The following is a 19,343-nucleotide window of genomic DNA, read 5'->3' on the forward strand; positions in this document are numbered from 1 at the left end:
GAAACGCCTTAGCGCCGATGATAGTGTGGCATTCGCCATGTGAAAGTAGGACACCGCCAAACTCCCCATTCGCCAGCCAGCTGGCAGTAAAAAGCCCGGACATCATGTTCCGGGCTTTTTATTTTCCTGATGCAAGATCATGTCTTTCGAGCGGCAAGCTCCAGCAAGCTGCTGATTTCTTCCTCATTGAATATCCGGATAGTGTGCTGACGTAGCAGGCTGCTGCTTACACCTTCGCCAGGCTGTAGCTGACCGGTGAAGCTGCCGTCATAGATGTGCCGGTTGCCGCAAGACGGGCTATTGGCCTTGAGTAAGGCGAGTTGACAGCTATGCTGTTGCGCCAGTCCGAGGCTGTGCTCTGCGCCATTGGTAAAGGCCGTGGTAAGGTCCTGGCCATCAGCAGTCACGACCTTTGCCTTGCCTTGCCATACGTCGGAACCATCTCCGCCACTGATTTCTGCAGCCGGGCGGGGAATGGGCAGGCCTCCGGCGCATTCCGGGCAGGTAGGAATCAGCTGGAAACGCTCAGCCAATGCAGCCAGTTGGTCTGGTGCTTGTCCTTTTGCCTGACCATCGTAGCGAACAGCTTCGCCCAGAAGACAGGCGCTGATCAGTAATGCGGGTTTGTTGGTACTCACAATAAGGGCTCCACCAGTTGGGCCAGTCGCAATGCCGACCGGCGAATGTCATTTTCTTCGACCCCGGCATAGCCAAGGACCAGCCCGTTACGCTGTTGTGCACCCAGAAAATGGCGTGACAGCGGGCGCAGCCATAATTGCTCTCGTGCTGCTTGCTGACTGAGCTGCTGGTCATTGATCGTGGGAGGAAGGCTTGCCACCAGGTGCATGCCGGCCTGGCCGGATGAGAGGGGAACGGCATCTCCCACGGCCTGCTGTAATGTGCTGCGCAGCAATTGCTGGCGTATCCGGTACAAGTCGCGCATGCGGCGGATGTGGCGGGCAAAATGCCCCTGCTCGATGAAGTCGGCCAGCGCAGCCTGCTGGGCATAGCAGCCCTCACGATACAGACGGGCGTAGGCTGAGCGGAAGGCATCGACCAGCGCGGGTGGGATGACCAGATAAGCCAATCGCATGGCAGGAAACATGACTTTGCTGAAGGTGCCGATGTAGATGACCCGTGCGCTGTCCGCGAGCCCCTGCAGCGAGGCGATGGGCTGGGCATCGTAACGGAATTCGCTGTCGTAGTCGTCTTCGATGATCCAGCTGTTATCGGCCTCTGCACGTTGCAGCAGTTCCAGGCGGCGGGCGAGGGACATGACAACGCCACTGGGGTACTGGTGTGATGGCGTGATGTAAACCAGCCGTGGCCGGCTATCTGGCGGTGCAGCAGCGGGATTCAGCCCTTCACTGTCGACTGGCACCGGGATGATGTGCAAACCGGCTGCCTGCATGGCTGCCTGTGCCCCGGCGTAACCCGGATCCTCCATCCAGGCCTGGTCAGCCGGGTCGGCAAGCAGTCGTGCGGTCAGCTCCAGCGCTTGCTGCGCACCTTGCACCACCAGAATCTGCTCAGGCTGGCAGTGCACCGAGCGTGATAGTTGCAAATAGGTGCATATGGCCTGGCGCAGGGCTGGCAGACCGCCTTCTTGCTGATAGTGCCACCAGTGCGACGGTGCCTGGCGGTTATGCTGATGCTGCAGTCGCTGCCAGACGGCATGCGGGAATTGGCGCAACTCCGGCAAGCCGGGAGCAAAGGCTCCGGTCAGGCCGGTGGGGAGCCGGTATTGCTCGGATAGTGCCTGCCCCCGTTGTGACAGGCCGGCATGCCCGCGTGCTGTTGCCGTGGGTTGACCAAGACTGCTGAAGGCCGGGCTGACAAAGGTACCGGCCCCTGGCCGACTGTAAAGATAGCCTTCGGCCAGTAATTGATCGTAGGCTGCCAGCACGGTATTGCGACCGATCTGCAAGGCCTGCGCCAGCATGCGACTGGCGGGCAGTGCCGTGTCAGCGACAAGCTGCTGCCGGGCAATGGCTTCGCGCAGCAGCTTGTACACCTGCTGTGACAGTGTTGATTGCCCTTGCCGCTGCAGCTGTCCTTGCAGATAGTCGATGATCCAGTCGGCATGCATGAATGAAGTGGTTCCTTTGCTGGTACAAAGAGTGGTTCTTTTGAAGGAATCAATTTGCCCGTAATCTGCTGCTATTGCAAATACAGCAAGCAAGGAGAAGCCAATGACTCAGCTGGAGTTCTACCAGGCCAAGCTGGCCTATGAAATTGATGCTGCCGATGTCAAGGCGGCGCTGGAAGCGGGCGAGAAACTGATTCTGATTGATACGCGTGCCACCGCCGCATTCGAGCGTGAAAGCATTCCCGGTGCCTTGTCCCTGCCACACCGCACCATGAATGCGGAAACCACGGCCGCATTACCTCGGGATGCACTGCTGGTGCCATTTTGTGATGGCATTGGTTGCAATGGCTCCACCAATGGTGCCATCAAGCTGTTGCAGCTGGGTTTTCGGGTGAAGGAGCTGCAGGGTGGGCTGGACTGGTGGAAGCGCGATGGTTTTGCCACAGCAGGCAGCCATGCGACTGCCGGGTCTGCCATTCAGTGTGCGTGTTAGGAGGCAGTATGTCTGAGGAATTTATTGCACAACGCCTGGCGCAGGGTGAATTGAATCAGTATGGCCAGTTACATGGTGTGGCCTTGCCCGAGTGGCAGGCTTGCCCGGTGCCGCAGCCGGTGGTCATGCACGGGCAGTATTGCCGGGTGGAGCCTTTGTCGGTGGCGCAGCATGCTGCAGGGCTGTATGCCGCCATGCAAGAAGATGGCGCGGAGGCGAACTGGACTTATCTTGGCTACGGACCGTTTGCCAGTCTCACCGACTACACCGCCTGGTTGAGGGGAATGGAAGGTCTGAGCGATCCGCAGTTTTACACCATCATCGACGCTGCCAGCGGGCAGCCGGTGGGTCTGGCCAGCTATCTGCGCATCGATGCGGCCAACGGTGTAATTGAAGTCGGGCATCTTAACTATTCGCCCCTGTTGCAGCAGAAACCTGCTGCCACCGAGGCCATGTACCTGATGATGCGTCATGCTTTCGAACTGGGTTACCGCCGTTATGAATGGAAGTGCAATGCTCTGAACCTGCCATCGCGCCGGGCGGCAGAGCGGCTGGGCTTTCTGTTTGAAGGACTGTTCCGCCAGTCCATGGTGATCAAGGGGCGTAATCGGGATACCGCCTGGTATTCGATCCTGGATAGCGAATGGCCGGCGGTACGCCAGGCGCTGGAGCAATGGCTGGCACCGGAAAACTTTGATGCGGCCGGCCGACAGCGACTGGCCTTGTCCCGGCTGATGTCCGACTGGCGTAACGGTGGCGTAACAGGCAACTAGGGCATTTCGCATTGCAGCGGTTTCGCCACATGGGGGTGGCGGGTACAATGGGATGTTTTTGCAGATTTTTTTGGTTGATCGATGACTCCGCATCCCCGTAATGCCCGTATCAAGGGTGAGCCGCAGCCGCCTAACCGTTTCATCTTTGGCGATGCCGTGGACGCGTCAGGCCTGGAGGCCACCGAATATCTGATCCACACCGCAGCCCCCGCCTTTGTTTGCCGCCTGGTTGGCAATGATTTTACCGAGTTTGCCGGTCGCGATACCGAAGCCTTCGCCAGCGACCTGCTGTTTGATCCGGTCGCCAACCAGAGTGTTTATGTCTGCAATCGCGGTTTGCGGCTGTTTGATTTTGTCTTCAGTGCCGAGGTGCCGACGGCGGCGCGCTTGCAGGCAATCTGCGATGAAGCCATGAGCACTTATCAGCGCCTGCATGAAGCCTATGCCGAGCGTGAGGTTGGCCCGCGCCCGCGTGAAATGCGCCAGGGGCCGACCGAGCCGCTGCCACCTGCTGAGCGTAGCCTTGCCATTCGCACGCTGCGTGATGCAGCCCGTGCCGCCGCCCTTGACCCCATGCATCGCGCCGGTTTTGCCGCCCAGGTGCAGCAGGCCTTGATGGGCGGTGACCAGGCCGTGTTCACCGAAGCCCAGCTTTCCTTGCTGGCGGAACCGGCAGCGCGTGCCTTGCTGGTGAACAGTGCGCGGGATGCCATTGCCTTTCCCGAAGTGGTGCGTGCAGACGGCTCTGTGGTGTCTTTCGAATTATGGGCACTGCCCTTTGCCTTCTCGCGTGCGCAAGGTGGTGTGTGGTGGCATTTTCCCTTGCTGGAGCGGCTGGAAACCCCGCTGGCGGATGCGCTGGATGTACCGGAAAAGGCCATCCTTTGGATATCTCCCACCCTGTTTACTGTCGACATGCTCAATGAGCGTGCTTGTCAGAACCTGATGCATCTGGCCAGCGTGATGGATGCCGGTTGTGACTTTGCCCCGCTGGACCCGGCCTCTTCACGTGCCACTTACGAGGCCGCGCGCAAGACGCAGGATCCGCAACTGGTGATTTCCTGGCTGCCCTTCCTGGTGGAGCGTGGTGCCTTGCCGATTGACCAGGCAAGACAGCTGTCACGCAAGGCACTGGATGCGGTGATGCCGCTGGTGCAGCAGGCCATTGGTGCCGAGATGGAATATGGCGAGGCCGAACTGTTTGCCCCGCTGCCATGGTGGGAGGCCTTGTCCGCCGGTGTACGGGCCTGGAACCGCAAGCGCCTGGGCCTCACCGTGGCCTTGATTGCCAGCAAGGTGGGCGGGCTGCAGGAGCTGGAAGCCGTGGCGGAATACCAGCCGGAAATGCAGGGTTACGAAGTAGGGCTCAAGCTGCAGGGCAAGGATGAGCTGCTGGCACGTTCGCCCTGGCTGCTGGTGCCGGATGTGGCGCCGGACAAGGATGCCGGCTGGAAAGACCTGTGTGACTGCCTGCGCGAGGCGGATATCCCGCTGTCGGAAACCATCGTCAAGCTGCATTGATCTGTGCTGGCGCCATAAGCAAAAAGCCCGCTGATGCGGGCTTTTTGCTTGGCGGGAGCCGGACTTATTTGTCCAGGCCACCCAGCAGTACGTATTTGATTTCCAGGTAGTCTTCAATACCGTACTTGCTGCCTTCGCGGCCGAGGCCGGATTGCTTCACGCCACCGAACGGTGCGGCTTCGTTGGACAGCAGGCCGCTGTTGACGGCAACCATGCCGTATTCCAGGCCTTCGGAAACGCGGAAGATACGACCCACGTCACGGGCATAGAAGTAGCTGGCCAGGCCGAACTCGGTGTCGTTGGCCATCTGGATGGCTTCTTCTTCGGTCTTGAAGCGGAATACCGGAGCCAGCGGGCCAAAGGTTTCTTCCTTGGCCACCTTCATGGCAGGGGTCACGCCAGTGATCACGGTCGGTTCGAAGAAGCTGTGGCCCAGCGCGTGGCGCTTGCCACCGGCGATCAGCTTGCCACCCTTGGCCAGCGCGTCGGCAATGTGCTCTTCCACCTTGGCCACGGCGTTCTGGTCGATCATCGGGCCTTGGGTGATGCCTGCTTCCAGACCATTGCCCACGTTCAGCTTGGCTACGGCAGCGGCAAACTTTTCGGCGAAGGCATCGTACACGCCGTCTTGTACCAGAATGCGGTTGGCGCAGACGCAGGTCTGGCCGGCATTGCGGTACTTGGAAATCATGGCGCCTTCAACAGCAGCATCCAGATCGGCATCGTCAAATACGATGAACGGTGCGTTACCGCCCAGTTCCATCGACACTTTCTTGACGGTATCGGCACATTGGGCAATCAGCTTGCGACCCACTTCGGTGGAGCCGGTGAAGGAGAACTTCTTCACGGTGTCGCTACCGGTCAGTACGGCACCGATTTCGCTGGAGCTGCCGGTCAGTACCGAGAACACGCCAGCCGGAATGCCGGCACGTTCGGCCAGTACGGCAATGGCCAGGGCGGACAGCGGAGTCTGGCTGGCCGGACGTACCACCATCGGGCAGCCAGCGGCCAGTGCCGGGGCTGCCTTGCGGGTGATCATGGCATTGGGGAAGTTCCACGGCGTGATGGCTGCGGTAACGCCGATCGGCTCCTTGGTGACCAGAATGCGACGGTCGGATGCCGGGGCCGGAATGGTGTCGCCATACAGGCGCTTGGCTTCTTCGCCATACCATTCGATATAGGAAGCACCGTAAGCGATTTCGCCCTTGGCTTCGGCCAGCGGCTTGCCTTGTTCGCTGGTGAGGATGACGGCCAGGTCGTCCTGGTTGGCCATCATCAGTTCAAACCAGCGACGCAGGATGACCGAGCGTTCTTTGGCGGATTTCCTTTTCCAGCTCTTGAAGGCTTCGGCGGCACCGGCTACCGCGCGTTCGGCTTCGGCCTTGCCCATTTTCGGTACGCTGGCGATGACTTCGCCGGTGGCCGGGTTGGTGACCGGAATGGTTTCGCCGTTGTCAGCGTCCAGCCATTGGCCGTTGATGTAGCACTGCTGCTTGAGCAGGGAAGGGTCTTTCAGATTCAGCATGTGTCTCTCCAGAATGGGTGGAGGATGGTGTGTGTGCAGACGGCCAACCCCGTTGCCGGGATTGGCCGTCATCATCAGTCCGTGACGGATCAGGCCTTCAGGGCAGCTTCCAGCTTGGCCAGCGCTTCGGCGAACACTTCGTCTTCGATGGTCAGCGGGAACAGGAAGCGAACCACGTTGTAGTACACGCCGCAAGTCAGCAGGATCAGGCCGGATTCCAGCGCCTTGGTCTGTACCTTCTTGGTGAATTCGGCATCCGGCTCGTGAGTGCCCGGCTTGTTGAATTCAACAGCCACCATGGCACCCAGGCCACGGATGTCGGCGATCTGCGGGATGTCCTTCTTCAGGCTGTGCAGTTTTTCCTTCAGCAGGTCGCCCAGCTTGTTGGAACGTTCCAGCAGGTTTTCTTCCTGAATCACATCGATCACGGCATTGGCAGCAGCCAGGCCCAGCGGGCTACCAGCATAAGTACCACCCAGGCCGCCCGGTGCCGGTGCGTCCATCAGTTCGGCCTTGCCTACCAGCGCTGCCAGCGGGAAACCACCGGCCAGCGACTTGGCCATGGTGGTCAGATCGGCGGCAACGTCGAAGTGTTCCATGGCAAACAGCTTGCCGGTACGGGCGAAGCCGGCTTGTACTTCATCGGCAATCATCACGATGCCGTTGTCGTCACACAGCTTGCGGATGGCACGTACCCATTCGGCCGGTGCGGAGTAGAAACCACCTTCGCCTTGTACCGGTTCGAAGATGATGGCGGCAACGCGTTTGGCTTCGATGTCGTACTTGAACAGTTTTTCGATGCTGGCCAGCGAGTCTTCAACCGAAACACCGTGCAGGGCGTTCGGGTAAGCAGCGTGGTAGATCTCGCCTACAAACGGGCCAAAGCCGATTTTGTACGGGGCAACCTTACCGGTCAGTGCCATGCCCAGCATGGTACGGCCGTGGAAGGCGCCGCCAAATGCGATCACACCCGGGCGACCGGTAGCTGCGCGGGCCACCTTGATGGCGTTCTCGACTGCTTCAGCTCCGGTGCTGAAAAAGGCGGCTTTCTTGGCGAAGTTACCGGGGCTCAGCTTGTTCAGCTTTTCGGCCACGGTAACGTAGGATTCGTAAGGCACAACCTGATAGCAGGTGTGGCTGAACTTGTTCAGTTGTTCGGCTACGGCAGCCTGTACCTTGGCATGCAGATGGCCGGTATTCAGTACGCCGATACCACCAGCAAAGTCGATGTAACGATTGCCTTCAACATCCCATACTTCGGCGTTCTTGGCCTTGTCGGCAAAGAAAGTACACATTACGCCCACGCCGCGCGGGGTTGCATCGGCCTTGCGTTGCATCAGATCTTTGTTGCTCATTCCATCTCTCCTAAAGATTGGGGTGCCTGGTGGCATTGTCCTGAACATGAATGCTGGAGCACCTAGGGCATTTGGCGATGCTTTTATCAGTGTCAACCAGTTGGCTGGGCCAGATTCTGGCGTTTTCCAGAGTGGTTTGATTCTAATCAGGTGTTTAGCAAAAAGCTACACCTGCATCAAAAAGTTAAACACTTGTTGCAAGACAAGCACACCATGAAAAAAGGGCTGCTGCGCAAACAGTAGCCCTATTTGATCACAAATGGCAAGTTGTCTAATGTCGAATTGCCGCGTTGACTATCTGCAGCCGGCCTTCATCCAGGGTGCCTGCCACTTGCTCCAGTTGCAGGCGGGCAGTGAGGTAGTCGTACTTGGCGGTGGCCAGGCTGGTCATGGCATCGTAGTAAGACTGCTCGGCCTGCAGCACATCCAGATTGGTACGGATGCCGACTTCCTTGCCCAGCTTGGTGGAGTCCACCTTGCTTTTGGCCGAAACCAGCAGCTGTTGTTGCGCCCTTACCAGGGCGGCGCCATTGGTCACGCCCAGCCAGCTTTTGCGTACATCCTCGCGCAACTGGCGGCGAGTGGATTCCAGCTTGTCACGGGCGGACTCCTCCTTGGCCAGCGCTTCGCGGATTTGCGAGTTGATGCCGCCACCGGCAAACAGCGGCAGGCTGACCGACACGCCGATGCTGCTGCCGCGGGTGACCGGCAGTGCGCCATTCTGGTTGCTGCGGTTGTCGTTGTAACCGGCATTAAGCGCTACGACAGGTAACTGGTTGCCGCGCTTTTCGGTGACGGTCTGGCTGGCATATTGCAAGGCCTGTTCGGCTGCGCGCAGCGCCAGGCTGTTGTGCGTGGCCACTTCCAGCCAGCTTTGCAGATCGCCGGTCGGGGGAGGGGGGAGCTGCGCTTGCAGTGGCTGGATGGCGCGTGGGTCCAGCCCGGTGAGCCGGCGCAGGTTGTTCTGGCTGATTTCCTGCTGGTTGAGCGCCACGATTTCCCTGGCGCTGGCAGCATCAAAGCCGGCCTGGGCTTCGTGGGTGTCAATAATGGTGGCGGTGCCCAGATCGAAGGCGGCTTTTGCCTGCTGCAGCTGGGTCTGGTACGCCTTTTTGCTGGCACGGGTGGCGGTCAGGGTGTCCTCGGCCAGCAGCACGTCGAAGTAAGCGCGGGCAATTTCCACCATCAGTTGCTGTTCGGCAGCACCAAAGCTGATGTCCGCCTGCTGGCTGGCGATCTTTCCCTTCTGGTAAGCGCTGTATTTGCTGACATCAAACAGGGGCTGCGCCAGCTGGACGCCATAACCAGAACTGTCGTAGCTGGCCTGCCCCGCGGGCTGGGTGGGGTTGGTGTGGCTGTAGCTGCCGGTGAGGGCCACTTGCGGCAGTAACTGGGCGCGGCCCTGCACAGCCAGTTCGCGCCCGGCAGTCAGGTCGGCGCGCGAGCCGGCATAGTCGCTGTTGTAACTGCGGGCTGCCTGCCAGGCCTCGCTCAGGTCGAAGGCAAGGGTGGCGGGGCTGGCCAGCAGCAGGGCCAGCGCAGGCAGCAGCGGGGTGAAGCGGACAAGATGTTTCATGTTGTTCTCTTTTGCGGACGGTCCACCTTGAACCACTGGGCGTACAGGGCAGGCAGGAACAGCAGGGTCAGTACCGTGGCCACCAGCAGTCCGCCCATGATGGCCACCGCCATCGGCCCCCAGAAGGTGCTGCGGGTGAGCGGAATCATGGCCAGGATGGCCGCCAGTGCGGTAAGCATGATGGGGCGGAAGCGCCGGATCGTCGAGCCGATGATGGCTTCGTGACGGTCTATGCCTTCGCTGATGTCATGTTCGATCTGATCCACTAGGATCACCGAGTTACGCATGATCATGCCGGACAGGGCAATCACCCCCAGCATGGCGACAAAGCCGAACGGTGCCTGGAACAGGATAAGGGTGAGCGTGACGCCTATCATGCCCAGCGGTGCAGTCAGCAATACCATCAAGGTGCGCTGGAAGCTGTGCAATTGCAGCATCAAGAGGGTGAGCACCACCACGATCATGAACGGCGCGACTGCCGCAATGGCGGTTTGCGAATTGCTGCTGGACTCCAGCGAGCCACCCAGTTCGATGTGATAGCCCAGGGGCAGGCTTGCCTCCAGCTGCTGCATCTGTGGCCACAACGTGGTGGAGACGTCATCGCCCTGCACCCCGTCGGCGACATCCGCGTTGACCGTGATCGTAGGCAGACGGTTGCGCCGCCAAATGATGGATTCCTCCGGCTGATAGTCGATCTTGCCCAGTTGCGACACCGGCACAAAGCGACCGCTGGCCGTTTGCACCTGCAAATTGCCCAGTGCCGCCACATCGCTCTGCTCCTGCTTGTTCAGCCGCGCCACGATGCCGACGGTGCGGTTACCGTCGCGGTAGTCGGTGACGGTGGCACCGGAAATCAGCATTTGCAGCTGCTGGGACAGCGACTGGCTGTTGATGCCCAGCAGGCGGATCTTGTCCTGATCCAGCGTGATGCGCAGCGCCTTCAGCTGTTCACCCCAGTTGATGTTGACATGGCGGGTGGACGGGTTGGCACGTACCCGTTTTTCCACTTCGGCGGCAATGGCGCGGATCTTGTCGTGGTCCGGCCCCATTACGCGGAACTGCACCGGGTAGCCTACCGGCGGGCCGTTTTCCAGTCGGGTGACGCGGCCGCGTACCAGCGGGAAGTCGTGATCGAAAATCTGCTCGATACGGCTCTTCACCAGTTCGCGTACATGCTCGTCACCGGTCATCACCATCAGCTGGGCATAGTTCAGGTGCTGTTGCTGCTGATCCAGCGGCAGATAGAAGCGCGGGCTGCCACTGCCGACATAGCTGGTGACGCTGCGTACATTCTTGTCCTGGCGTATCAGCGCTTCCAGTTTTTTCACTTCGCCTTCGGTGGCTGCATAGCTGGCACCGCGTGGCAGCCACAGGTCCACCATCAGCTCCGGCCGGTTGGAGGAAGGGAAAAACTGCTGTGCCACCAGCAGGCGGAAGGCCAGCAAGGACAGGATGAACACGCCCAGCGTGATGGCAATCACCGTCTTGCGATAGTGCAGGCACCATTCCAGCACCGCGCGGAAGCGCAGATAGAACGGTTTGTGATAGACGTCATGCTGTTGATGATGCGTGCTTTGTTCCGGCAGCAGCTTGTAGCCGAGGAAGGGGGTGAACACCACCGCGACAATCCAGGACAGGATGAGGGCGAGCCCCACCACCGCGAACAGGCTGAATACATATTCTCCGGCATCGGATTTGGCCAGCCCCACCGGCAGGAAGGTGGCGGCGGTAATCAGCGTGCCGGTCAGCATGGGGAAAGCGGTGCTGGTGTAGGCATAGGTTGCGGCCTGGAATTTGTTCCAGCCCTGTTCCAGCTTCAGCGCCATCATTTCCACCGCGATGATGGCATCGTCTACCAACAGGCCCAGCGCGATGATGAGCGAGCCCAGCGAAATGCGCTGCAAGTCCAGCTTGAAGAAGTACATGGCGAGAAAGGTCATGGCCAGTACCAGCGGAATCGACAGCGCCACCACCACACCGGTGCGCAGGCCCAGGCTGAAGAAGCTGACCGCCAGCACAATCAGCACGGCTTCAATCAGCGAACGCATGAATTCGCTGACCGCGCCCTTCACCACCTTGGGCTGATCGGAAACCGCGTGAATCTCGATCCCCACCGGCAGCTTGGACTGGATCTGCTTGAGCGTGGCATCCAGGTGCTCGCCCAGTTGCAGGACATCACCGCCGCTTTTCATGGTGATGGCCAGGCCCAGCGCAGGCTGGCCATTGAAGCGCATTCGGAAGCTGGGCGGGTCGACAAAACCGCGATGAATCTGTGCGATGTCGCCCAGTCGCAGGTTCTTGCCATTGGCAATGATGGGCGTGTTGGCGACGGACTCCACCGTGCTGAAATTGCCGGTCGGGCGCACCCAGATGCGGTCGCTGGCGGTTTCATAGGTGCCGGCGGGCATCATGGCGTTTTGCTGTTGCAGGGCGCTCCAGATGGTGCTGGTGTCCAGGCCCAGCGAGGCGAGCTTGCTGCTGGACAGGTCGATATAGATGTTCTCGCTCTGCTCGCCGACCAGACTGACCTTGGCGACATCCGGCACCCGCAGGATTTCCTCCTTGGCCTGGTCTACGTAGCGACGCAGTTCTTCCGCCGTGAAGCCGTCACCGGTAAAGGCATAGATGTTGCCGAAGGTATCGCCGAATTCGTCATTGAAGAATGGCCCCTGGGTGGTGGCAGGCAGGTTGTGGCGTACATCGCCCAGCTTTTTGCGCACCTGATACCACAGTGACTGCACATTTTTTGCCGGGACGTCCTCGCGCAGGGTGACAAGCAGCAGGGATTCGCCCGGCTTGCTGTAACTTTGCACGTACTTGATTTCCGGCATTTCCTGCAGTTTTTCTTCCAGCCGGTCGCTGATCTGCTGTTCAACCTCCACCGCCTTGGCACCCGGCCAATAGGTTTGTACCAGCATGGCCTTGAAGGTGAATTCGGGGTCTTCCTTTTGCCCCAGCTGGGTATACGCCCACAGGCCCGATACCATCAGCATCACCATGAAGTACAGCACCAGCGCCTGATGACGCAGCGCCCATTCCGACAGATTGAGTTTTTTCATTTACAGGGCACCTTGCAGCAAGGTGACGCGCTGCTGGTCGTGCAGCAGGTGCACCCCGGCGCTGACCACTTTTTCACCCGGCCGTACCCCGCCCTGCAGGGTGACGCTCTGACTGTCAATGCTTTGTACGCTGACTGCCCGACGGCTGACGCGCAAGGTCTTGTCATCCACCACCCACACATAATGCTTGCCCTGCTCATCCAGCAGGGCCGTCAGCGGCAGGCGCAGGCTTTGGCTCTGGCTTGCGCCATTGCCGCTCAGGGTGACGGTAACGGTCTGGCCCAGTGCCAGTGCGCTGGCATGAGGCAGGCTGATGCGGGCCGCGTAGGTGCGGGTGGCCGGGTCGGCATCACCGGCCAGTTCACGCAAGCTGCCCTCGAACTGCTGCTTGCCAGCCCACAGGGTGACAACAAACTGTTTTTGCTGACGAACTTGTTGCAAGGCGTTTTCCGGCACCTGAATGGCAGCTTCCCGCTCGCCATCGTGTGCCAGTCGTGCCACTGGCTGGCCGGCTGCCACGACCTGACCCGGCTCGGCCAGCATCTGGCTGACAATGCCGTCGGCGTCGGCAAGCAGCTGGGTGTAACTGCCCTGATTGCGGCTGGCAGCCAGTTGGGCACGGGCTTCATCCCGTTTGGCACGGGCGGCGTTGACGCCATTTTGCTGGCTGTCCACCTGGGCCTGGCTGATGAATTGCTTGGCCAGCAACTGTTGATAACGTTGCAGGTTCAGCTGCTGCTGGGCCAGATCGGATTCTGCTGCGGCCAGCTGGGCTTGTTTGGCGCTGATATCCAGGCTGGTGTCGCTGGGGTCGAGACGCGCCAGAACCTGGCCTTTTTTCACGTGTTCGCCGCTGTTCACCAGCTTGGCGACCATCTTGCCGCCAATGCGGAAGGCAAGGTCGGTTTCGGTGCGGGCGCGAATCTGCCCGGCAAAGCTATCGCTTGGCGTGTTGCCAAGGGTGCCGGCCGTGGTCACGCGCACCGGGCGGATTTCTTCCACGCTGTTGTCGGGTTGTTGGCAAGCGCTCAGCAGCAGGGTGAGTGCCACAAGGCCGGCGAGTCGGAAGGGAATGGACATTGGCAGTATTCCTGTCAGTTCTTTTTCAGGCCGTGCAGTACCAGATCGAGTGCATCCTTGAGGAAGCCGAGCGGGTCCTTGGTGGAGCCGATGCAGCAGCCGGGCAGCTGGGCGAAGGAATGGTTGAAAATCATGGTGGTCAGCAGGGGGGCCAGCAGCGCATCCACCGTGTGTACCAGCGGTACCTGGCGGAATTCACCGCTGGCAATGCCGCGCTCCAGCACCGTGCTGAGCATCTGATTGCTGGGGGCAATCACTTCTTCAAAGTAGAACTGTGCAAGTTCCGGGAAGTTGGCCGCCTCGGCAATCATCAACTTGCACAGGCCGGCGGATGGCGCAGAGCCAACCTCCTGCCACCAGTGCTCTATCATGTGATGAAGCAGTTCGCTGGTACTGCCCTGGAAGTCGGCCGCCACCTGCGCCAGCTGCTGCAGATTGGCCACAATGGTGCCACGGGCGATGGCCTTGAAAATCTCTTCCTTGTTCTGAAAGTAAAGATAAGGCGTGCCCTTGGTCACACCGGCAGCCCGCGCGATGTCTTCCATTTTGGTGGCGCGATAGCCTTTCTCGACAAACTGGATCAGTGCTGCGTCCAGAATTTCGGCCGGGCGGGCTTCCTTTTTTCTGCGCCAGCGTGCGATTGGGCAGTTTTCTGTCATGGATTTATCTGAATACCTGTTCATTAATGCTGTGCAATGTAGTGCAAAGCAGTGGCCAATACAATTAATAAATCAGTGTTCAGTAGTTTGATTGATTAGAATGCAACACATTGTCGCCCATGGCCGGAGCGCTTCCGGCCTTCACCCTGCAGAAGGAGATCGTTGTGTCTGTAAATGCCGCTGAAAAAGCGTTGGTTCTCGCCGAGGCCCTGCCGTATATCCGCCGTTTTTCCGGCAAGACCATCGTGATCAAGTACGGTGGCAATGCCATGACCGACGACGCGCTCAAGGAAGGCTTTGCCAAGGACATCGTGTTGCTCAAGCTGGTGGGCATCAACCCGGTGGTGGTACATGGCGGTGGCCCGCAAATCAACGAGCTGCTGGAGCGTGTCGGCAAGGAAGGCAAGTTCATCCAGGGTATGCGCGTGACCGACCAGGAAACCATGGACGTGGTGGAAATGGTGCTGGGCGGCCTGGTGAACAAGGAAATCGTGTCGCTGATCAACACCCATGGTGGCAAGGCTGTTGGCCTGACCGGCAAGGACGGCCACTTCATCCGTGCGGAAAAGATGTTCCTCAGCGATGAGAGCGATGAAAAGATCGACATCGGCCAGGTTGGTGAAATTTCCAGCATCGACCCGTCGCTGGTGTCCTTGCTGGACCGTCAGGATTTCATCCCGGTAGTGGCGCCTATCGGTGTGGGTGCCAATGGCGAAGCCTACAACATCAATGCTGATCTGGTGGCGGGCAAGCTGGCGGAAACCCTGAACGCCGAAAAACTGATCCTGATGACCAATACCCCCGGCGTGCTGGACAAGGCAGGCAAGCTGCTGACCGGTCTGTCCGCCCAGCAAGTGGATGCCCTGTTTGCCGATGGCACCATCCACGGCGGCATGCTGCCCAAGATCAGTTCGGCGCTGGATGCCGCCCGCAGCGGCGTGAATACCGTACACATCATTGATGGTCGCGTACCGCATGCACTGCTGCTGGAAATCATGACCGATGACGGCGTGGGCACCATGATTCGCGCCAGCTGAACCACTGCTTCGAATTGACCAGGCCGGGGGCGTCATGCCCGCCGGCCTTTTTCTTGCCCTGCCGCCAGCCATGTTGTTGATCAAACTTGTTCTATAGTATTGAAACAGCCTGTTTCAGGTTCTCTTGGCCGATGAGGAGGGTGCAATGCAGACAGTCAGACAGTTGCTGGAGCAAAAGTCCGGGCGGGTACTGGTTACCGTTACGCCGGAAAGTACCGTATTTCAGGCATTACAGGTGATGGCAGAGCACGATATCGGTGCGGTGCTGGTGATGGATGGCGGCGAAGTGGTCGGCATTTTCTCCGAACGGGACTATGCGCGTCGTATTGTGCTGCAGGGGCGTACTTCTGCTGGCACCCGCATCCGCGAGATCATGACCAGCAAGGTGGTGTATGTCACACCGGAACAGAATTCCGACCAATGCATGGCGCTGATGACCGAAAAGCACATCCGCCACCTGCCGGTGCTGGAAGGCAAAACGGTGCTGGGCATGCTGTCGATTGGCGATCTGGTTCACGCCACCATCAAGGAGCAGGAGCAGGTCATCAATCAGCTGGTGCATTACATCCAGAGTGCTTGAGTTTCGGCCAGCCAGATAGCAAAAAGCCGCCAGATGGCGGCTTTTTGCTATCTGGCGTAAGGCATCAGGCCACCGGCACGATGCGCTGGCGCAAGGCAATCAGCGCAGGTGCCACTTGCTGTTGCATCACCTCGGCGCTGAAGGCAAAGGCCGGGCCACTGGCGTTCAGGCTCATCGGCGGCTGGCCGGGAGTGGGCGAGGGCAGGTGTACGCCCACGGCCATCACGTCCGGCTCGTACTCGCCGAATGATGCGGAGTAGCCGCAGCGCTGGTATTCCGCCATCGCCTGTTGCAGCCGTTGCTGCAGCTCCGGCCAGCGCTCGCCATAACGCGTGGCCAGTTCGCCATCCAGTTGCTGGCGCACATTTACCGGCAGTCCGGCATAAAAAGCCCGGCCGATGGCGGTAGTGGCAATGGGGACGCGCGAGCCCACGGTCAGTTGCACGCTGACACGCGACTGGCTGCGGTAGGTTTCCAGATAAACCATGTCTGTGCCGTCGCGCATGGCCAGACTGATGGAAACATTGTTCTCCAGCGCAAATTCCCGCATCAGCGGCCCGGCGACCTGGCGGATGTCGTAGCTGGCCAGTACTACCGAACCCAGTGCCAGCAAGGCTACGCCCAAGCGGTAGAAACCGCTGTGTTCGTCCTGGGACAGATAGCCCAGCGTGGTCAGGGTGTAGGTCAGCCGCGATACCGTGGACTTGGGCAGCCCGGTGCGCTTGGCAATTTCCAGATTGGACAGTGCCGACTCCCCGGGCCGGAACGCGGCCATCACCTGCAGGCCACGCGCCAGCGCGGTGACGAACAGTCGGTCCTTGTCATCTTCTTCCTGCATTGCATTCCTCGATTCTGTATGGATGGCCCGGATTTTCCCTCCGGGCTGTCTGGCGCGAGCGGCAAGGATAGCCTGCTTGCGGCGCCGGTAAAAGAAAACGCTTTACAGCCGATTTTGGAGTTGCTAGTCTATTCTGCAATGTAAAACGCAATTCCGCAATGCGGAACAAGCTAATCAAGGAGAACTCTCGATGGCCGCATCCAACAGCCGCGCACCCTTTGCCTGGGAAGATCCCTTCCTGCTGGCCGACCAGCTGACCGAAGAAGAGCGCCTGGTCCAGCAGACTGCCGAAGCCTACTGTCAGGACCGCCTGCTGCCGCGCGTGCTAACGGCCAACCGTGAAGAACGCTTCGACCGCGAAATCATGAGCGAGATGGGCGAACTGGGCCTGCTGGGTTGCACCATCGACGGCTACGGCTGCGCCGGTCTGAGCCACGTGGCCTACGGTCTGGTGGCGCGTGAAGTGGAACGCGTCGATTCTGGCTACCGTTCGGCCATGAGCGTGCAGTCCAGCCTGGTGATGCACCCGATCTGGGCCTACGGCTCGGAAGCACAGAAAGACAAATACCTGCCCAAGCTGGCCACCGGCGAATGGGTGGGCTGTTTCGGCCTGACCGAACCGGATGCCGGTTCCGACCCGGCCGGCATGAAAACCCGCGCCCGCAAGGTAGACGGCGGTTATGTCCTGTCCGGCAGCAAGATGTGGATCACCAACAGCCCGGTGGCTGATGTGTTTGTGGTGTGGGCCAAGGATGACGAAGGTGAAATCCGCGGCTTCGTGCTGGAAAAAGGCATGAAGGGCCTGTCCGCTCCCAAGATTCACGGCAAGTTCAGCCTGCGCGCTTCCATCACCGGTGAAATCGTGATGGACGAAGTGCTGGTGCCGGAGGACGCCATCCTGCCGGGCGTGAAAGGCCTGAAAGGCCCGTTCGGCTGCCTGAACAAGGCCCGCTACGGCATCGCCTGGGGCGCCATGGGTGCCGCCGAATTCTGCTGGCACGCCGCACGCCAGTACACGCTGGACCGCAAGCAGTTTGGCCGCCCGCTGGCCGCCACCCAGCTGATCCAGCTGAAGCTGGCCAATATGCAGACCGAAATCGCGCTGGGCCTGCAGGCCGCCATCCGCGTCGGCCGCTTGCTGGACGAAGGCAAGGCTGCGCCGGAAATGATTTCACTGATCAAGCGCAACAACTGCGGCAAGTCGCTTGACATCGCCCGCATCGCCCGCGACATGCACGGCGGTAACGGTATTGCCGACGAATTCCATGTCATCCGCCACGTGATGAACCTGGAAGCCGTCAACACCTATGAAGGCACGCACGATGTGCATGCCCTGATTCTGGGCCGCGCCCAGACCGGTATTCAGGCATTTGCCTGATAGCACAGCGGGGGTGTGGCTCCACCTGCCCCCGTTGTTGGTTCCTGTCTGTCCTTGCGAGGCCCGGTGCTTACCGGGCCCTTTTTTTGGTGAACAGTGTCATGTGGCTGCTTAAGCGGCGGCATCACACTGTCCATCCGGCCACCAGACGGCCACTAACGAATCAATCAGGAGAACACCATGGCGGGCGCACTTGCAGGCATCAAGGTTCTGGATCTTTCCCGGGTACTGGCCGGGCCGTGGGCTGGTCAGTTGCTGGCCGATCTGGGTGCCGAAGTGCTCAAGGTGGAGCGCCCCGGTGCCGGGGACGACACCCGCCAATGGGCACCGCCCAGCCTGGCGGATGGCACGGCAGCCTACTTTTTGTGTGCCAACCGCGGCAAGCGCTCGGTGACGGTGGATATCACCAAGCCGGAAGGGCAGGAGATTGTCCGCGCGCTGGCACGCGATGCCGACGTGGTGATTGAAAACTACAAGGTGGGCGGGCTGAAAAAATACGGGCTGGACTACGACAGCCTCAGCCAGCTCAATCCGCGGCTGGTGTATTGCTCCATCACCGGTTTTGGTCAGGATGGCCCTTATGCCGAGCTGCCCGGCTACGACTACATCGTGCAGGGCATGTCCGGCCTGATGAGCATTACCGGCCCCGCCGATGGCGAACCGCACAAGGTGGGCGTGGCGGTCACCGACCTGTTCACCGGCATCTATGCCAGCAATGCCATTCTGGCGGCCATCATTGCGCGCCAGAGCAGTGGCAAGGGCCAGTATATCGACATGGCCTTGTTTGATTGCGCGCTGGCGTCCTTGGCCAATATCAATATGAACTGGTTGATTGGTCAGCAAGTGCCGCCGCGTCTGGGCAATGCCCACGCCAACATCGTGCCGTATCAGGTGTTTGCCTGCGCCGATGGCCATTTCATTCTGGCTTGCGGCAACGACAAGCAATTCCGTGCGGTATGCCAGGTCATCGGCCTGCCGGCACTGGCCGATGACGAACGCTTTGCCAGCAATCCGCTGCGGGTGAAGCACCGCGACAGCGTGGTACCCTTGCTGGCCGAAGCTTTCATGGGCAATACCCGCGAACAATGGCTGAAACGGCTGGATGAGGCTGGAGTGCCATGTGGCCCGATCAACACAGTGGACGAGGCCTTCCGCGATCCGCAGATTCGCCATCGCGGCATGGAAATACACATGCAGGACAGTGTGGGGCAAAATGTGCCCCTGGTAGGGTGTCCGATCAAACTTTCCGGCACGCCGGTCGAGTACAATCAGGCCCCTCCCAAACTGGGTGAACATACCGACGACGTACTGCGCGCGCTGGGCTACGACGCTGCCACGATTGCCACACTGCGTGAGCAAGGCACCGTTTAAACGCTTGTT

16 protein-coding genes are annotated in these 19,343 nt (G+C 60.0%); 7 read left to right on the forward strand and 9 right to left on the reverse strand.

Features of this window, described 5'->3' with window-relative positions; all coding sequences use genetic code 11:
• Positions 1 to 137 precede the first annotated feature (137 nt).
• Positions 138 to 638: a DUF523 domain-containing protein gene (locus ACE3SE_RS17420; protein ID WP_374557153.1), complete on the reverse strand. Its 501-nt coding sequence runs from the start codon at positions 636 to 638 to the stop codon at positions 138 to 140.
• Positions 635 to 2,089: a MocR-like pyridoxine biosynthesis transcription factor PdxR gene (gene pdxR / locus ACE3SE_RS17425; protein ID WP_374557155.1), complete on the reverse strand. Its 1,455-nt coding sequence runs from the start codon at positions 2,087 to 2,089 to the stop codon at positions 635 to 637. Before pdxR ends, ACE3SE_RS17420 begins: the two co-directional genes overlap by 4 nt.
• A 103-nt stretch (positions 2,090 to 2,192) precedes the next feature.
• Between pdxR and ACE3SE_RS17430 the strand changes: the two genes are divergently transcribed.
• The 3 genes from ACE3SE_RS17430 to ACE3SE_RS17440 all read left to right on the forward strand — a co-directional run bounded on the left by ACE3SE_RS17430 (position 2,193) and on the right by ACE3SE_RS17440 (position 4,876).
• Positions 2,193 to 2,582: a rhodanese-like domain-containing protein gene (locus ACE3SE_RS17430; RefSeq protein WP_062786615.1), complete on the forward strand. Its 390-nt coding sequence runs from the start codon at positions 2,193 to 2,195 to the stop codon at positions 2,580 to 2,582.
• A gap of 8 nt (positions 2,583 to 2,590) precedes the next feature.
• Positions 2,591 to 3,355, forward strand: coding sequence for a GNAT family N-acetyltransferase (locus tag ACE3SE_RS17435; protein ID WP_374557157.1), 765 nt, complete (start codon positions 2,591 to 2,593; stop codon positions 3,353 to 3,355).
• Positions 3,356 to 3,436: 81 nt separating this feature from the next.
• On the forward strand, positions 3,437 to 4,876 hold the full coding sequence (locus ACE3SE_RS17440; RefSeq protein ID WP_062786607.1) for a hypothetical protein: 1,440 nt from the start codon (positions 3,437 to 3,439) through the stop codon (positions 4,874 to 4,876).
• Between the two features lie 64 nt (positions 4,877 to 4,940).
• Here the strand turns inward: ACE3SE_RS17440 and gabD are convergent, their stop codons facing one another.
• The 6 genes from gabD to ACE3SE_RS17470 all read right to left on the reverse strand — a co-directional run bounded on the left by gabD (position 4,941) and on the right by ACE3SE_RS17470 (position 14,130).
• Entirely contained in the window at positions 4,941 to 6,401 is a 1,461-nt protein-coding gene (gene gabD, locus ACE3SE_RS17445) for an NADP-dependent succinate-semialdehyde dehydrogenase (protein ID WP_374557159.1), read from the reverse strand.
• Positions 6,402 to 6,490: 89 nt separating this feature from the next.
• Positions 6,491 to 7,756, reverse strand: coding sequence for a 4-aminobutyrate--2-oxoglutarate transaminase (gene gabT, locus ACE3SE_RS17450; RefSeq protein WP_045846768.1), 1,266 nt, complete (start codon positions 7,754 to 7,756; stop codon positions 6,491 to 6,493).
• A 271-nt stretch (positions 7,757 to 8,027) separates the two neighbouring features.
• Positions 8,028 to 9,332, reverse strand: coding sequence for a TolC family outer membrane protein (locus ACE3SE_RS17455; protein WP_374557162.1), 1,305 nt, complete (start codon positions 9,330 to 9,332; stop codon positions 8,028 to 8,030).
• Positions 9,329 to 12,391, reverse strand: a complete 3,063-nt coding sequence (locus ACE3SE_RS17460; RefSeq protein ID WP_374557164.1) for an efflux RND transporter permease subunit — start codon at positions 12,389 to 12,391, stop codon at positions 9,329 to 9,331. The genes ACE3SE_RS17455 and ACE3SE_RS17460 overlap by 4 nt, the downstream gene beginning before the upstream one ends.
• A complete protein-coding gene (locus ACE3SE_RS17465; protein ID WP_374557166.1) occupies positions 12,392 to 13,471 on the reverse strand; it encodes an efflux RND transporter periplasmic adaptor subunit in 1,080 nt (359 codons plus the stop codon).
• Between the two features lie 14 nt (positions 13,472 to 13,485).
• Positions 13,486 to 14,130 carry a TetR/AcrR family transcriptional regulator gene (locus ACE3SE_RS17470; protein WP_045846772.1) on the reverse strand — a complete coding sequence of 215 codons (645 nt, stop codon included), beginning with the start codon at positions 14,128 to 14,130 and terminating at the stop codon, positions 13,486 to 13,488.
• A gap of 164 nt (positions 14,131 to 14,294) precedes the next feature.
• Here ACE3SE_RS17470 and argB point away from each other — a divergent pair, with 164 nt between their 5' ends.
• The gene (gene argB / locus ACE3SE_RS17475) at positions 14,295 to 15,167 is read left to right on the forward strand and encodes an acetylglutamate kinase (RefSeq protein ID WP_231588865.1); all 873 of its coding nucleotides are present in this window, start codon (positions 14,295 to 14,297) and stop codon (positions 15,165 to 15,167) included.
• A 145-nt stretch (positions 15,168 to 15,312) separates the two neighbouring features.
• A complete protein-coding gene (locus tag ACE3SE_RS17480) occupies positions 15,313 to 15,747 on the forward strand; it encodes a CBS domain-containing protein (RefSeq protein ID WP_374557169.1) in 435 nt (144 codons plus the stop codon).
• A gap of 64 nt (positions 15,748 to 15,811) precedes the next feature.
• Here the strand turns inward: ACE3SE_RS17480 and ACE3SE_RS17485 are convergent, their stop codons facing one another.
• Positions 15,812 to 16,585 carry an IclR family transcriptional regulator gene (locus ACE3SE_RS17485; protein ID WP_045846775.1) on the reverse strand — a complete coding sequence of 258 codons (774 nt, stop codon included), beginning with the start codon at positions 16,583 to 16,585 and terminating at the stop codon, positions 15,812 to 15,814.
• A 190-nt stretch (positions 16,586 to 16,775) separates the two neighbouring features.
• On the opposite strand from ACE3SE_RS17485, the gene ACE3SE_RS17490 reads away from it, so the two are divergent.
• Together ACE3SE_RS17490 and ACE3SE_RS17495 are read left to right on the forward strand one after the other, a co-directional pair.
• Positions 16,776 to 17,963, forward strand: coding sequence for an acyl-CoA dehydrogenase (locus tag ACE3SE_RS17490; protein ID WP_062786581.1), 1,188 nt, complete (start codon positions 16,776 to 16,778; stop codon positions 17,961 to 17,963).
• Positions 17,964 to 18,143: 180 nt separating this feature from the next.
• Positions 18,144 to 19,334 (forward strand): CaiB/BaiF CoA transferase family protein, encoded by a 1,191-nt coding sequence (locus ACE3SE_RS17495; protein WP_374557172.1) that lies wholly within the window; start codon positions 18,144 to 18,146, stop codon positions 19,332 to 19,334.
• Positions 19,335 to 19,343: the final 9 nt, after the last annotated feature.

Origin of the sequence: Aquitalea pelogenes (assembly GCF_041914625.1) — a bacterium.
Classification (GTDB): domain Bacteria; phylum Pseudomonadota; class Gammaproteobacteria; order Burkholderiales; family Chromobacteriaceae; genus Aquitalea; species Aquitalea pelogenes.

Bases quoted from the DNA above. Each gene is read 5' to 3' on its own strand.
- pdxR (WP_374557155.1), bottom strand. From the start codon at position 2,089: ATGCATGCCGACTGGATCATCGACTATCTGCAAGGACAGCTGCAGCGG.
- ACE3SE_RS17430 (WP_062786615.1), top strand. From the start codon at position 2,193: ATGACTCAGCTGGAGTTCTACCAGGCCAAGCTGGCCTATGAAATTGAT.
- ACE3SE_RS17435 (WP_374557157.1), top strand. From the start codon at position 2,591: ATGTCTGAGGAATTTATTGCACAACGCCTGGCGCAGGGTGAATTGAAT.
- ACE3SE_RS17440 (WP_062786607.1), top strand. From the start codon at position 3,437: ATGACTCCGCATCCCCGTAATGCCCGTATCAAGGGTGAGCCGCAGCCG.
- gabD (WP_374557159.1), bottom strand. From the start codon at position 6,401: ATGCTGAATCTGAAAGACCCTTCCCTGCTCAAGCAGCAGTGCTACATC.
- gabT (WP_045846768.1), bottom strand. From the start codon at position 7,756: ATGAGCAACAAAGATCTGATGCAACGCAAGGCCGATGCAACCCCGCGC.
- ACE3SE_RS17455 (WP_374557162.1), bottom strand. From the start codon at position 9,332: ATGAAACATCTTGTCCGCTTCACCCCGCTGCTGCCTGCGCTGGCCCTG.
- ACE3SE_RS17460 (WP_374557164.1), bottom strand. From the start codon at position 12,391: ATGAAAAAACTCAATCTGTCGGAATGGGCGCTGCGTCATCAGGCGCTG.
- ACE3SE_RS17465 (WP_374557166.1), bottom strand. From the start codon at position 13,471: ATGTCCATTCCCTTCCGACTCGCCGGCCTTGTGGCACTCACCCTGCTG.
- ACE3SE_RS17470 (WP_045846772.1), bottom strand. From the start codon at position 14,130: ATGACAGAAAACTGCCCAATCGCACGCTGGCGCAGAAAAAAGGAAGCC.
- ACE3SE_RS17480 (WP_374557169.1), top strand. From the start codon at position 15,313: ATGCAGACAGTCAGACAGTTGCTGGAGCAAAAGTCCGGGCGGGTACTG.
- ACE3SE_RS17485 (WP_045846775.1), bottom strand. From the start codon at position 16,585: ATGCAGGAAGAAGATGACAAGGACCGACTGTTCGTCACCGCGCTGGCG.
- ACE3SE_RS17490 (WP_062786581.1), top strand. From the start codon at position 16,776: ATGGCCGCATCCAACAGCCGCGCACCCTTTGCCTGGGAAGATCCCTTC.
- ACE3SE_RS17495 (WP_374557172.1), top strand. From the start codon at position 18,144: ATGGCGGGCGCACTTGCAGGCATCAAGGTTCTGGATCTTTCCCGGGTA.